We start from the raw sequence: 13,692 nt of genomic DNA, 5'->3' as shown, positions 1-13,692 counted from the left end.
CGTCCTCAGGCGGTCCTGCGGCGGTACGTCGCCATCGCGAGCGCGTGGGCGAGCACCAGGATGCCCGCGCACCAGGCGAGGGCGACCCAGCCGTCGGTGCCGACCGGCTGCTGCTCGAACAGGTTGCGGAGGGTGTTCACGATCGGCGTCACCGGCTGGTGCTCGGCGAACGCCTGCACCGGGGCGGGCATCGTCTCGGTGGGGACGAACGCGGAGCTGACGAACGGCAGGAACATCAGCGGGTAGGCGAACGCGCTCGCGCCGTCCACGCTCTTCGCCGACAGCCCGGCGTTCACCGCGAGCCAGGTGAGGCCGAGGGTGAACAGCGCCAGCAGGCCGGTGATCGCCAGCCAGGCCACGACGCCCGCCCCGGACCGGAAGCCCATGAGCAGGGCCACGGCCACGACGATCACCAGCGACACGGCGTTCGCGAACAGGGAGGTCAGCACGTGCGACCACAGCGCGGCCGACCTGGCGATCGGCATCGACTGGAAGCGCTCGAAGATCCCGCTCTGCATGTCGGTGAACAGCCGGACCGCGGTGTAGGTCACCCCCGACGCGATCGTGATCAGCAGGATGCCCGGGAGCATGTAGCTCACCGACGAGACGTCGCCGGTGTCGATGGCACCGCCGAAGACGTAGACGAACAGCACCATGATCGCCACCGGCATGACCGCCGTGGTGATGATCGTGTCCAGGCTGCGGGTGATGTGGCGGACCGAGCGGCCGGTGAGGACGGTGGTGTCCGCGATCAGGTGGGTGCTCATGCTGCGTCGTCCTCTCCGACGATCGCGAGGAAGATCTCCTCGAGGGTGGGCTGCTTCTCGACGTACTCCACGCTCGCGGGTGGGAAGAGCCGGGTGAGCTCGGCCAGCGTCCCGTCGGCGATGATCCGGCCGCCGTGCAGGATCGCGATCCGGTCGGCGAGGCGCTCGGCCTCGTCGAGGTACTGCGTGGTGAGCAGGATCGTGGTGCCCCGCTCGGCGAGCGCCTCCACGGTGCTCCACACCTCCTGGCGCGACTGCGGGTCGAGCCCGGTGGTCGGCTCGTCGAGGAAGATCACCGGTGGGTCGCCGATGAGGCTCATCGCGATGTCGAGGCGGCGGCGCATCCCTCCGGAGTACGTCGAGACCCGGCGTCCGCCCGCGTCGGTGAGCTGGAACCGTGCCAGCAGGTCGTCGGCGATGGCGCCGGCGTCCTTCAGGTGCCGCAGCCGGGCGATCAGCACGAGGTTCTCGCGCCCGCTGAGGCTCTCGTCCACGGCGGCGAACTGCCCCGTCAGGCTGGTCGACTCCCGCACCTGGGCCGGCTGGGTGGCGACGTCGACACCACCGATGGTGGCGGTCCCGGCGTCGGCCTTCAGCAACGTGGTGAGGATCTTGATCAGGGTGGTCTTGCCGGCGCCGTTGGAGCCCAGCAGGGCGACGATGCTGCCCGGCGCCACGTCGAGGTCGACGCCGCGCAGCACGGCCAGGTCGCCGTACGACTTCTCGAGGTCGCGTACGCGGATCATGAGCCGGCCGCCTTGTCGATGGCGTCGTTCAGCCGCGCGCGCTCCTTGTCGATCCAGTGCTTGCCGCTGTACGCCGCGGCGAAGGCCTCGGCGAACTCGACCGGGTCGTCTCCGACGATCGCGCGCACCGAGGTGCCGTCCACGGCCGCGCGCTCCCACAGGTCGGCGAGGTCGACGAACATCGCGACGCTCGTCTCCCCGTCGACGACGCCTCCGTAGTACATGAGGTAGCGGTGCAGGGCCTTGGCGGTCGCGCCGTACGGTTCGGGAAGCGCGTCGATGCGGGCCTTGGCCGCCTTGTACTGCTTCTTCTGCTTCATCCATGTGGCCATGTCAGCCGTCTCCCTTTCGGAGCTGTTCCAGTCGTTCCGCGAGGAAGCTCCAGTTCCTCCAGAACTCGTCGAGGTACGCCCGGCCCTGGGCGTTGAGGGTGTAGACCTTGCGCGGCGGGCCCTTCTCGGACGGGACCTTCTCCACGTCCACGTAGCCGCGCTGCTCGATCCGGATCAGGAGGGCGTAGATCGTGCCCTCGGCGATCTCGGTGAAGCCCTTGTCGCGCAGCCAGGACGTGATCTCGTACCCGTACGCCGGCCGGCCGGCGAGGATCGCGAGCACGATCCCCTCCAGGGTTCCCTTGAGCATCTCGGTGACCTGCTTGCCCACGGGTCGCTCCCCACTACTCCAACTACTCAGTGATGTTGACTACCGGTAGATAGTGACACTGAATAGTGGCCGGGCGCAAGTGGCTCAGCGGGTGAGCATCGTCCTCAGGTGCGAGACCAGGTCCTCGACGACGACGCCGGGCGCGCGGTCCCGGCCGGCGTCGACCCAGTCGGCGAGCCAGACCTGGAGCGCGGAGACCACGAGCCCGGCCGCGACCCGCGGACGCAGGTCCGCCAGCTCCCCGGCCTCCCGGGCGGCGTCCACGCCGGCGGCGATCGTGGCGAGACCGGAGCTCCACACGGTCTGCTGGACGCCGTGCCCGGAGCTCGCGGTCAGCCAGCCCGCGCTCGCGTGCAGGCTGAGCTCGAGGTAGGCGTCGTGCTCGGTGAGGAACTCCGCCACCGCGCCGATGCCGGCGAGCAGCCGCTCCAGCGGTGACCCGATCCCGGCGACCCGCTCGTCGACGCGGGCGAGCAGCGCGGCCATCCGCTCGGCGTGCAGGTCGTTCCAGATCTCGGTCTTGCCGGGGAAGGTCTTGTAGACGGTGGCCAGGGAGACGTCGGCGGCCCGGGCGATCGCGGCCACCTTCGTCTCGGCGAACCCGACCCGGGCGAACTCCCGCTCCGCGGCCGCCAGGACCCGGTCGCGGTAGAGCGAGCGGCGCTCGTCGGCGACCGACACCGGGCCCTCCTCTTGACGGTCTGTCAGAACCGTGGTTCTGTTTCGCAGAATCGCGATTCTACCCTGGAGGTCGCCGGATGAAGCCGACCCTTCCGATGAACCCGACCGGCTGGTTCCAGGTCGCCTGGTCGCACGAGGTCCAGGTCGGGCAGGTGCACCGGATGCGCTACTTCGGTCGCGACCTGGTCGCCTGGCGGGGCGCCTCCGGCGCGGTCACGGTGATGGACGCGTACTGCGAGCACCTCGGCGCGCACCTCGGGTACGGCGGCACCGTGGTCGAGGACCGGATCCGGTGCCCGTTCCACGGGTGGGAGTGGAACGACCAGGGCCGCAACGTGTGCATCCCCTACGAGGACCGGCCCAACATCGGCAAGCGGATCAAGACGATGCCGGTCGTCGAGCGCAACGAGTCGATCTACGCCTGGCACGACGTCGAGGGCCGGGCGCCGTACTTCGACGTCCCCGACATCTTCACCGGCTTCGGCGACGGCGCGACCGCCGACGACTACTACCCGCTGTGCGAGCATGCCCGGCTGTTCGAGACCCGCCTCGAGCTGCACCCGCAGTACGTGCTCGAGAACGGCGTCGACTTCGCGCACTTCAAGTACGTCCACCAGGTCCCGATCGTGCCGCTGTTCACCAAGCAGGAGTTCGAGGACCCGATCGCGCTGGTCGACTTCACGATCACGTTCGACGCCGAGGACGAGGGCGGGAGCATCGAGGACGTCAACAGCGGGGTGAACGCCTTCAACTGCGGCCTCGGCCTCGCGGTCACCAAGAGCTGGGGGATGATCGACAACCGCACGGCGTCGGCCGTGACCCCCGTCGACGACTCGACGTGCGACGTGCGGTTCAGCGTCTGGATCGGCCGCAAGCCGGGCGACGACCGGGACCACTCGGAGTCCGCCGACCGGCACGCCCGGGGCGTGATCGAGCAGTTCGAGGCCGACATCGAGATCTGGTCGCACCAGAAGTACGCGAGCCCCGCCGCCCTGTCGCGCGGCGAGTACCCGGGCTTCACCGCGCTGCGCACATGGGCGCAGCAGTTCTACCCAGAGACGAGGACCCCCGCATGACCTCTCCCAGGATCCGCGTGTTCCAGGTGGCGACCGGCAACGTCGGGTCGGAGATGATCAAGCGGCTCGGCCCGCACCCGGACCTCGAGCTGGTCGGCGTGCACTGCTACTCGCCGGACAAGATCGGGCGCGACGTCGGCGAGCTCGCCGGCATCGGCCCGGTCGGCGTCGTCGCGACCGGGACGATCGAGGAGATCATCGCCGCGACGCCCGACGTCGTGACGTTCCACGGCGTCTTCCCCGACGAGGACCTCTACGTGCGCGTGCTCGAGGCCGGGATCGACGTCGTCACGACGGCCGACTGGATCACCGGGTACCACCGCGACACCAACCACCCGCACCCGTCGGGCCGGCGTACCTCCGAGGTGCTGCAGGAGGCCTGCGAGCGCGGGGGCTCGACGTTCTACGGCACCGGCATGAACCCCGGGCTGAACCAGATCCTCGCGGTCGTCTGCTCGGCCGACGTCGCCGACATCGAGAACGTCACCACGATCGAGTCGGTCGACGTGTCCTGCCACCACTCCGCCGACACGTGGCGCGAGGTGGGCTATGGCCTGCCGGTCGACCACCCGGACCTGCCCGCGATGCTGCACAAGTACACCGCGGTGTTCGCCGACTCGGTGTACCTGAAGGCCGACTGCTTCGGCCTCGAGCTCGACGAGGTCACGTTCTCCTACGAGCTGGGCGCGTGCACCAAGGACGTCGACCTGGGTTGGTACCAGCTGCCGGCGGGGTCGCTCGGCGGCAGCTACGTGAAGTACCAGGGCCTCGTCGACGGCGTACCGCGCGTGGAGACCCACCTCGAGTGGCAGATGACGCCGCACACCGATCCCAGCTGGGAGATCAAGGGCTGCTACATCACTCAGATCAAGGGCGATCCGCAGGTCTACAACAAGCACATGATCTTCCCGGCTCCCGGGATGGACCTCTCCGACCCGGCCCAGTTCGCCTCGATCGGGATGACCGTGACCGGGATGCCGGCGCTGCACGCGATCCGGTCGGTGGTGGCGGCACCACCGGGGATCGTGACCAGCGCCGACCTCCCGCTCCGGTCCTTCGCGGGGCGCTTCCGGCTCTAGCGCTGCACCTCGTTGCTCTCCGCGGTCAGGTCGTCGAGTTCGTCCTCGATCGACCGGCCCTTGAGGTGCGGCCGGTCGAGGCTCTCACCCTCGACGTCGACGTTCGGCAGCAGCCGGTCGAGCCACGTCGGCAGCCACCAGGCGCGGTCGCCCATCAGGTAGAGCACGGCCGGGATCAGCGCCATCCGGACGATGAACGCGTCGAACACGACGGCCACCGCGAGAGCGAAGCCCATCGACTTCACGATCGGCTCGTCCTGGAGCATGAACGCCGCGAAGACGGCGGTCATGATCGCGGCCGCGGCGCTCACGACCCGGGCACTGTTGCGGAACCCGTCGACGACCGCCTCCTTCATCGGGTAGCCGTGCACGTGCGCCTCGCGGATCCGGGTCACCAGGAAGACCTGGTAGTCCATGGCGAGACCGAACACGACACCGATCAGGAAGATCGGCATGAAGCTGACGATCGGCTGGCCCTCCATCAGGCCGAACGCGCCCTCCTGGAAGACCGCGACGGTCGCGCCGAGCGTGGCGAGCACGGACAGCAGGAAGCCGAGGGTCGCGGTCAGCGGCACGAGGATCGAGCGGAACACGACCATCAGCAGCAGGAACGCGAGCCCGATGACCACCGCGAGGTAGACCGGCAGCGCGTCGCTGAGCCGCTCGGACACGTCGGTCGTGATCGCGGTCAGACCGGTCACGCCGGTCGTCGTACCGGTCTCGGCCTCGATGCCGGCCTGGCCGTCGCGCAGGTCGGCGAGCAGGTCCTCGGTGGCGGTCTCGTCCGGGCCCGAGGTGGGCGTGATCATGATCTGCGCGCCGGTGCCGGCGTCGTTCATCGCGACCACCTGGGCGTTCGCGACACCCTGCTGGTCGGCGGCCCACGCCGTGACCTCGCCGATCGCGGCCGACCGGTCGGCCTCGGCGACGTCGGTCGCGTCGACGACGACCAGCAGCGGGCCCTCGCGGCCGGGGCCGAACGCCTCGGCCATCAGGTCGGAGGCCTGACGCTGGGTGGTCTCGACCGACGCGGTGCTGTCGGTCGGGAACGCGAGGTGCAGGTCCTTGAGCGGTACGGCGAGGGCGCCGAGGCCGACGACGACGAGCAGCGCGACCGCGAGCGGGCGGCGGCCGACGAAGCGCGCCCACCGGACGCCGTTGTTGACGATGTGGCCGTCGGGCTCCCGGCGGGGGCGGTACTTGCGGACCTGGCCGCCGAACGCCTTCGACTTGAGCATGCCCAGCAGCGCGGGCAGCAGGGTCAGCGCGACCAGCACCGCGATGAGCACGGTGGCGGCGGCCGCGAGGCCCATGGCGGTGAGGAACGGGATGCCGACGACGGCCAGCGCGCACAGCGCGATGAGGACGGTCAGGCCGGCGAACACGACCGCCGAGCCGGCGGTGCCGACGGAGACGCCGATGGCCTCCTCGCGGTCGTCGGTGTGCTGCAGCTCGGTGCGGTAGCGCGCCAGGATGAACAGCGTGTAGTCGATGCCGACCGCGAGGCCGATCATCGTGGCCAGCATCGGGGTGCTGGAGCCGATGTCCATGAACGCGGTCATGGCCGTGATGCCGGACAGGCCGAGCGCGACACCGATCATCGCGGTGATGATCGGCAGGCCGGCGGCGACCAGCGAGCCGAAGGTGAGCAGCAGGACGACGAGCGCGACGGCGATGCCGATCAGCTCCGAGGAGGCGCCGGGCTCGCTCATCGCCGACGTACCGGCGCCGTTGGCCTCGGCGGTGAGGCCGTTGTCGCGAGCGGCCTCGAGGACGTCGAGCAGCGCCTCCTGGGTGGCGGGCTCGACGTCAGCGACCGTCTCCACGTCGTACTGGAAGGAGATGATGCCGACCCGGGCGTCCGGGGTCAGCGGGCTGAGGGCGGCGGCGTTGGCCTTCGCGACGTCCGGCGGCGTGCCGCTCTGCCGGGCGGACTCGAGCATCGCCTGGCGCTGGGACTGGGCGGCGTCGACCGGGTTCGTGATCGGCGCGTCCGGCGCGACCTGGGGCAACGCGCGGAGGTCGGCGACGAGGGAGTCGACGGCCTTCGTGTACGACGGCTCGTCGAGCGAGTGACCCTCCGGCGCGGCCACCACGACGTTGACCGAGGCCTCGTCGAAGGCGTCGGTGACGTTCGGGAACAGCTCGGCCTGGAGGTCGGCGGCCTTCTCGGACGGGATGCCCGGGATCGAGAAGGAGTCGGTCATCGGCTTCGACATGGTCGCGGCGACGGTGCCGACGGCGACCAGCGCGACCAGCCAGGCCGCGATGAAGAACGGCCAGCGCCGGTAGGCGCTCTTGCCGAGTCGGTAGAACAGGGTGGCCATGGTGGCGGTCTCCTGGGTTCGGGTGGTGCAGGGGAGGTCAGGTGAACAGGGCGCGGGCTGCGCCCAGGTGCTCGTCGAAGACGTCGACGAGTGCGCGGCTCTCGTCCTCCTGGGCGAAGGCCTCGAGCGCGGAGTCGAACAGGGTGAGGACCAGCCGGAGCAGCAGGCGGGCGCGGAAGGGCTCGAAGCCGTCGCCCTCGCGCTCGAGCACCAGGGCGGCGAACTCCTCGGAGATGAGCTCGAACCGCTGGTGGGCGGCGGCGAGCATCCGGGGGTCGCGCGTGAGGACCCGCCGGCCGAGCTCGATCGACTCCCGCTCGGGCTGCTTGGCCGAGAGCACCAGGTGGGCGAGCTCGGTCAGGTCGTCGACGAGGCTGCCGTGGGGACCGCCGGCGCGGAACGTCTCCACCGCCGCCTCGGGGATCTCCGGGATCTCGCCGAGGACCGCGTCGGTCTTGCTGGGGAAGTAGTTGAACAGCGTCCGTCGCGAGACACCGGCCGAGGCGGCCAGGTCGTCCATGGTGAACCCGTCGAGGCCGTGCTGGTCGGTGAGCCGCTGGGCGCACTGCGTGATGCGGCGGCTGGTGTCCCACCGCTTCTGCTCACGCAGGTTCATTGCACTCTCGGTCATGAAGTGCATTCTTGCACTTTCAAGGATCAAGTGCAAACTTGTGGCGGTCGTCACACGATGCCTGGCATCGCCGATCGCGACTTGCCGGTAACCGAGGCGGGGGGAGAGGGTCGGGGCATGGCAGCCACCGCCTCGTCGTACTCGATCACCATGCGCCTGCACACCGACCCCGACCACGGCGTGGTCGGCGCGGTGGCGACCGCGATCGCCCAGGCCGGTGGCGTGGTCACCGCCATCGACGTCACCGACTCCAGCCACCAGCGCCTCGTCGTGGACGTGACCTGCTCGGCGGCCGACGCCGCGCATGCCCAGCTGCTGCCGGAGGCGGCCGCCGCGGTCGACGGCGTCGAGGTCTACCGGGTCAGCGACCGGACGTTCCTGCTGCACATCGGCGGCAAGATCGAGGTGACGTCGAAGGTGCCGCTGCGCACCCGTGACGACCTGTCGATGGCGTACACCCCCGGTGTCGGCCGGGTGAGCATGGCGCTCGCCGAGAACCCCGACGACATCCCGCGCCTGACCATCAAGGGCAACTCGGTCGCCGTCGTCACCGACGGCTCGGCGGTGCTCGGGCTCGGCAACATCGGGCCCGGCGCGGCGTTGCCGGTGATGGAGGGCAAGGCCGCGCTGTTCAAGCGGTTCGCCGACATCGACGCCTGGCCGATCTGCCTCGCGTCGCAGGACACCGACGAGATCGTGCGGGCCGTCGAGATGATCGCCCCGGGCTTCGGCGGCATCAACCTCGAGGACATCGCCGCCCCGCGCTGCTTCGAGATCGAGCGGCGGCTGCGCGCCTCCCTGGACATCCCGGTCTTCCACGACGACCAGCACGGGACCGCCATCGTCGTACTCGCCGCACTGACGAACGCGCTGCGCGTCGTGAAGAAGTCGCTCGACTCGGTGCGCGTCGTGGTGTCCGGGGGCGGCGCCGCCGGCACGGCGATCGTGACGCTGCTGATCGCGGCCGGCGTCACCGACGTCGTGGTCGTGGACCGCGCCGGCGCCCTGTCCGCCGACGACGAGAGCCTGCCGCCGGCGCACCGCGAGCTGGCAGCGGTGACGAACCCGCGCCGGGTCACCGGGGACCTGCGCACCGTGCTCGCCGGCGCCGACGTCTTCATCGGCGTGAGCGCCCCCGGCGTGCTCAAGGCCGAGTGGATCTCGGAGATGGCGCCGGACGCCGTCGTGTTCGCGCTGGCCAACCCCGACCCGGAGGTCGACCCCGCCGAGGCGGACAAGTACGCCGCCGTCGTCGCCAGCGGCCGCTCGGACTACCCGAACCAGATCAACAACGTGCTCGCCTTCCCCGGCGTCTTCCGCGGCCTCCTCGACGCCCGGGCCAGCGAGGTCACCATCGACATGCTGCTCCGCGCCGCCGAGGCCATCGCCCTGGTGGTCAAGGACGACGAGCTCAACCCGAACTTCATCATCCCGACCGTCTTCCACCCCGACGTCCCCAAGGCGGTCGCTGCGGCCATCCGTGGCGAGGGGTGAGGTGGGCGTTCGTCGGTCTCACTGGCTCGCACCGGTGAGTCCGGCACCGCGCCGTCACACCCGCCGCGGCCACCAGAACCGGTCCCCCAGCAGCACCGCGACGGCCGGGACGAGCATGGTGCGGACGACGAGCGTGTCGAGCAGCACGCCGACGCAGATGATCGTGCCGAGCTGGGCGAGGGCGACCAGGGGCAGCACGCCGAGGACGGCGAAGACCGCGGCGAGCAGGATGCCGGCGCTGGTGATCACGCCACCGGTGACGGTGAGGGCGCGGAGCATGCCCTCGCGCGAGCCGTGCTCGCGCGCCTCCTCGCGCGCCCGGGTGACGAGGAACAGGTTGTAGTCGACGCCGAGCGCGACGAGGAAGAGGAACGCGAAGAGCGGGATCTTCACGTCCACGGCCTCGAAGCCGAACACGCCGGTGAAGATCCACCACGAGGCGCCGAGCGCGGCCACGTAGGTCGCGACGACCGAGAGCACGAGCAGCACCGGCCCGAGCAGCGATCGCAGGATGATGGCCAGGCCGAGCAGCACCATGCCGAGGATGAGCGGCAGGATCAGCAGCATGTCGCGGCTGGCCGCGTCGCGCGCGTCGAGCGACTCGGCCTCGGTCCCGCCGACGTACGTCGACGGCAGGTCGCCGAGCGCGTCGCGGATGTCCTCGACGGTCGCGCGGGCGTCCTCGCTCCCCGGCTCCGCGGTGAGCACCACGTCGACCTGGGTGACGCCGCCGCCGGACGCGCTGACCCGCGCGGACTCGACCCCGTCGACCTCGGAGACCACCGGCAGCACCTCGTCCTCCGAGGCGCGGGTGACCACCTGGGTGGGCTCCACGGTGCCGGCGGGGTACGACTCGGCGAGCCGCTCGCCCGTGGTGACGGCCTCCGGCCGGTCGAGGAGCTGGTCGGACTCGTCGAGGCCGAACCGGACGCCGGCGAGCCCGCTGGCCAGCACGGCGAGCAGCAGCAGGGTGCTGACCACGACGGTCCGCGGTCGCCGCGCGACCACCTGGCCGACCTTGTGGAAGACCGAGTCGGTGTCGACCGCAGCCTGGTCGCCGTGCCGCGGGACCTTGGGCCAGAAGACCCAGCGCCCGAACAGCACGAGGGCCGCCGGCAGCACCACGAGTGCGAACGTCGCCGCGACCACGATGCCCACCGCGCACGCGACGCCCAGGGCGCGGGTCGACGGCACCACCGACAGCACGAGGGCGAGCACCGCGAGGAACACCGTGAGCGCGCTGCCGATGACCGCCTCCGACGTACGACGCAGCGCGTGCGCCATCGCCTCGTGGCGGGACTCGGTCGAGCGGAGCTCGTCGCGGTAGCGGGAGATCAGCAGCAGCGCGTAGTCGGTGCCGGCGCCGAAGACGAGCACCGAGAGGACGCCGGTGGTGGTGCCGTCCCACGGGAGGCCGACGCCGTCGAGGACCTGGGTCGCGGCCACGACCGCGAACCGGTCGGCGACGCCGACGACGACGAGGGGGATCACCCAGAGGATCGGGCTGCGATAGGTCACCACCAGCAGGACCGCGACGATCAGCATCGTCGCGAGCAGCAGCCGCATGTCGGCGCCGTCGAACACCTTGCTGAGGTCGGCCCGGATGCCGGCCGGACCGGTGACGCCGACGGTGACGCCGTCCGGGGCCCCGGCGCGCAGGTCCTCGCGCAGCGCGTCGACCTTCTCGCCGATCTCGTCGGCGTTGCCGCCCTCGACGGGGATCACGGTGAACACCGCCGTCCCGTCCTCCGACGGCACGAGCTCGCCCTCGGACTGCGACTCGATCTCTCCGAGCGCGGACTCGGAGAGCTTCCCGGAGTCCGCGGTCCACAGCACGATCGCGGCCTCGGTCGCCTCGTCGGGCAGCTCGTCGAGCAGGAAGGCCGCGGCCGTGCTGTCGGCGTTGTCGGGCAGGTTGTCGCGTGAGTCGGTCCGGTGCTCGGCCTCGCCCACGCCGCCGATGAGGACGACGGCGAGGAGGATCGGCAGCAGGGCGAACACCCAGGCGGTACGGCGACCGGCGATGATCGGCGCGAGGGCCACGAGAACTCCTGACGGATGGCGTACGATACCTAAGTAACTTAGCAACTAAGTGGGTGAGTGAAAATGTCGGGTCCCGCCAGTGCGTTCACCGAGCGGTGGAAGCAGACCGGCAGCCTGACGGCCCTGCGGGAGGCGATCGAGCGCGGCGGACGCCTGCGACACGTCATCGCCCGGCGCGCCGGGCTCTCCGAGAGCGACCTGGTCGCGATGGAGCACCTGATGCGCGAGCCGCTCGGCCCTGGGGACCTGGCCAGGATCCTCGACGTCAGCACCGCCGCCTCCACGGGCCTGGTCGACCGGCTCGCCCAGCGCGGACACGTCCGACGGCACCCGCACGCTCTCGACCGTCGCCGTACCCAGGTCGAGGTCACCGCATCCGGGCGCGAGGAGGTGCTGGCGCACCTGCTGCCGATGTTCGTGTCCCTCGACCGGCTCGACCGGTCCTTCACCGAGGAGGAGCGCGCGGTCGTCGAGCGCTACCTGCGCGGCGTCGTCGCGACCTTCGACGAGCTCGAGGCTCAGCCGCCGCCCTCGGACGCGTAGAGCGCGGCGCCGACGACGCCGGCCCTGTTCCGCAACGTCGCCGGCACGATCTCGGTGTCGAGGTCGAGCAGCGGGAGGAACTCGGCGGAGTCCTTGCTGACCCCGCCGCCGACCACGAACAGCTCGGGCGAGAACAGCATCTCCAGGGTCCGGTAGTAGCGGGTCAGGCGCTCGGCCCACTGCTCCCAGGACAGCTCCTCGCGGGTGCGGGCGCTGTTCGCCGCGCGCGACTCCGCGTCGTGCCCGTCGATCTCGAGGTGCCCGAGCTCGGAGTTCGGCACCAGCATCCCGTCGTTGACCATCGCGGAGCCGATCCCGGTGCCGAGCGTGGTCACGATGACCAGGCCGCTGCGACCGCGGGCGGCGCCGTAGCGCACCTCCGCGAGGCCGGCGGCGTCGGCGTCGTTCACGACGTGCACCTCACGGCCGGTCGCCTCGGTGAACAGCCGGTCGGCGTCGGTCCCGATCCAGGACTTGTCGATGTTCGCCGCGGAGAGCACGACACCGTGGCGTACGACGCCGGGCACGGTCACGCCGACCGCGCCGGTGCAGTCGGGGAACTTCGCGAGGAGCTCGACGAAGATCTCGGCGATGTTCTCGGGCGTCGAGGCCTCCGGGGTGCGGATCCGCTCCCGCTCGGCGGCGAAGTCGCCGGCGTCGAGGTCGACCGGCGCCCCCTTGATGCCGGTGCCTCCGAAGTCGATGCCGAAGGGCTGCTCCGTGGTCGCCATGCGGCCAAACCTAAACCGTTGGGCCGATCGCGGTGACACCTGTCACGCTCATCGGGTGCCCACCGAGCTTCCCCTGACCCGGCACCTGGAGGGTCTCCGTGCCGCGATGGTCGCGTTCGTGCGGTACGCCGACCGCGCCGGGATGCGCGCGCCGGTGCCCACCTGTCCGGAGTGGACGGTGCGCGACCTGGTCGTTCACCAGGGGATGGTGCACCGCTGGGCCGCCGCCCTGGTGCGTGGTGAGAACGGCACCGACCCGGATGCCGTGGAGGCCGAGGGTCGGGCCGAGGTCGACCCGCTCGAGTGGCTGCGCGACGGCGTCATCGAGCTGGCGGAGACCCTCACCCGGGCGCCGGCCGACGCGACGGCGCTGGTGTTCTTGAACGACGCGCCCGCACCCCGGGAGTTCTGGGCACGACGGCAGTGCCACGAGACCACCATCCATGCCGTCGACGCGCTGGCCGCGGCCCTGGGCCGGCACCCCCTCCCGGCCGACACCTGGATCGAGCCCGACGTCGCGGTCGACGGCATCGACGAGCTCCTCGGCGGGTTCCTGACCCGCCCGCGGTCGCAGCTGCGCTGCGAGGAGCGGGGCCAGCTCGTCGTCGCTCCCGACGACGTGCCCGACTGGTGGCTGGTCGAGGTCGGCCCCGGGCCGGCGGCCACCTCCCGGCGGGCCGGGCCGCGCGCGGACGGCGACTGGGTCCTCGCCGGCACGGCCGTCGACCTCTACCTGTCGCTGTGGAACCGCACCGCGCGCGCCTCCCTCGAGGGCACCTGGCGCGAGCGCGCCGCGGTCACCTGGACCTGATCGATGTGGGCCAGCGTGTTCACGGTGCCGGGGTGACGGTGATGTTCACCGTGCCGACCGCTGTGGCGCCGTGGCCGTCGTGGACGCCGTAGACGAACGA

At 71.1% G+C, this 13,692-nt stretch carries 14 protein-coding genes; 5 read left to right on the top strand and 9 right to left on the bottom strand.

What is annotated here, in order from left to right:
• Nucleotides 1-5: 5 nt before the first annotated feature.
• The 5 genes from ABD875_RS11430 to ABD875_RS11410 all read right to left on the bottom strand — a co-directional run bounded on the left by ABD875_RS11430 (nt 6) and on the right by ABD875_RS11410 (nt 2,857).
• Complete coding sequence (locus tag ABD875_RS11430; RefSeq protein ID WP_345176372.1) at nt 6-767, bottom strand: ABC transporter permease; 762 nt, start codon at nt 765-767, stop codon at nt 6-8.
• Complete coding sequence (locus ABD875_RS11425) at nt 764-1,513, bottom strand: ABC transporter ATP-binding protein (RefSeq protein WP_345176370.1); 750 nt, start codon at nt 1,511-1,513, stop codon at nt 764-766. Before ABD875_RS11425 ends, ABD875_RS11430 begins: the two co-directional genes overlap by 4 nt.
• Nucleotides 1,510-1,845 (bottom strand): DUF1048 domain-containing protein, encoded by a 336-nt coding sequence (locus ABD875_RS11420; protein ID WP_345176366.1) that lies wholly within the window; start codon nt 1,843-1,845, stop codon nt 1,510-1,512. The genes ABD875_RS11425 and ABD875_RS11420 overlap by 4 nt, the downstream gene beginning before the upstream one ends.
• 1 nt (nt 1,846) lies before the next feature.
• On the bottom strand, nt 1,847-2,176 hold the full coding sequence (locus ABD875_RS11415) for a PadR family transcriptional regulator (protein WP_345176362.1): 330 nt from the start codon (nt 2,174-2,176) through the stop codon (nt 1,847-1,849).
• A gap of 84 nt (nt 2,177-2,260) precedes the next feature.
• The gene (locus ABD875_RS11410) at nt 2,261-2,857 is read right to left on the bottom strand and encodes a TetR/AcrR family transcriptional regulator (protein ID WP_345176357.1); all 597 of its coding nucleotides are present in this window, start codon (nt 2,855-2,857) and stop codon (nt 2,261-2,263) included.
• Nucleotides 2,858-2,934: 77 nt separating this feature from the next.
• Between ABD875_RS11410 and ABD875_RS11405 the strand changes: the two genes are divergently transcribed.
• Together ABD875_RS11405 and ABD875_RS11400 are read left to right on the top strand one after the other, a co-directional pair.
• Nucleotides 2,935-3,933, top strand: coding sequence for a Rieske 2Fe-2S domain-containing protein (locus tag ABD875_RS11405; RefSeq protein ID WP_345176354.1), 999 nt, complete (start codon nt 2,935-2,937; stop codon nt 3,931-3,933).
• Nucleotides 3,930-5,012 (top strand): NAD(P)H-dependent amine dehydrogenase family protein, encoded by a 1,083-nt coding sequence (locus ABD875_RS11400; protein WP_345176350.1) that lies wholly within the window; start codon nt 3,930-3,932, stop codon nt 5,010-5,012. The genes ABD875_RS11405 and ABD875_RS11400 overlap by 4 nt, the downstream gene beginning before the upstream one ends.
• Here ABD875_RS11400 and ABD875_RS11395 read toward each other — a convergent pair.
• The gene (locus ABD875_RS11395; protein WP_345176346.1) at nt 5,009-7,339 is read right to left on the bottom strand and encodes an MMPL family transporter; all 2,331 of its coding nucleotides are present in this window, start codon (nt 7,337-7,339) and stop codon (nt 5,009-5,011) included. The two genes, ABD875_RS11400 and ABD875_RS11395, sit on opposite strands and share 4 nt — an antisense overlap.
• 37 nt (nt 7,340-7,376) lie before the next feature.
• Nucleotides 7,377-7,970: a TetR/AcrR family transcriptional regulator gene (locus ABD875_RS11390; RefSeq protein ID WP_345176341.1), complete on the bottom strand. Its 594-nt coding sequence runs from the start codon at nt 7,968-7,970 to the stop codon at nt 7,377-7,379.
• Nucleotides 7,971-8,087: 117 nt separating this feature from the next.
• Here ABD875_RS11390 and ABD875_RS11385 point away from each other — a divergent pair, with 117 nt between their 5' ends.
• Nucleotides 8,088-9,464: an NAD-dependent malic enzyme gene (locus ABD875_RS11385; RefSeq protein WP_345176336.1), complete on the top strand. Its 1,377-nt coding sequence runs from the start codon at nt 8,088-8,090 to the stop codon at nt 9,462-9,464.
• Nucleotides 9,465-9,518: 54 nt separating this feature from the next.
• On the opposite strand, the gene ABD875_RS11380 is transcribed toward ABD875_RS11385, so the two are convergent.
• Nucleotides 9,519-11,507, bottom strand: coding sequence for an MMPL family transporter (locus ABD875_RS11380; RefSeq protein ID WP_345176332.1), 1,989 nt, complete (start codon nt 11,505-11,507; stop codon nt 9,519-9,521).
• Nucleotides 11,508-11,570: 63 nt separating this feature from the next.
• Between ABD875_RS11380 and ABD875_RS11375 the strand changes: the two genes are divergently transcribed.
• Nucleotides 11,571-12,050, top strand: coding sequence for a MarR family winged helix-turn-helix transcriptional regulator (locus ABD875_RS11375; protein WP_345176328.1), 480 nt, complete (start codon nt 11,571-11,573; stop codon nt 12,048-12,050).
• Here ABD875_RS11375 and ppgK read toward each other — a convergent pair.
• Entirely contained in the window at nt 12,026-12,781 is a 756-nt protein-coding gene (gene ppgK / locus ABD875_RS11370; protein ID WP_345176324.1) for a polyphosphate--glucose phosphotransferase, read from the bottom strand. The genes ABD875_RS11375 and ppgK overlap by 25 nt on opposite strands.
• Before the next feature lie 55 nt (nt 12,782-12,836).
• Between ppgK and ABD875_RS11365 the strand changes: the two genes are divergently transcribed.
• On the top strand, nt 12,837-13,592 hold the full coding sequence (locus tag ABD875_RS11365) for a maleylpyruvate isomerase family mycothiol-dependent enzyme (RefSeq protein ID WP_345176322.1): 756 nt from the start codon (nt 12,837-12,839) through the stop codon (nt 13,590-13,592).
• The last annotated feature ends 100 nt before the right edge of the window (nt 13,593-13,692 follow it).

This window comes from Nocardioides caricicola, assembly GCF_039541135.1.
Taxonomy (GTDB): Bacteria; Actinomycetota; Actinomycetes; order Propionibacteriales; family Nocardioidaceae; genus Nocardioides; species Nocardioides caricicola.
Note: the sequence above shows the minus strand (reverse complement) of the source record. Positions and strands in the feature narration are given on the sequence as shown.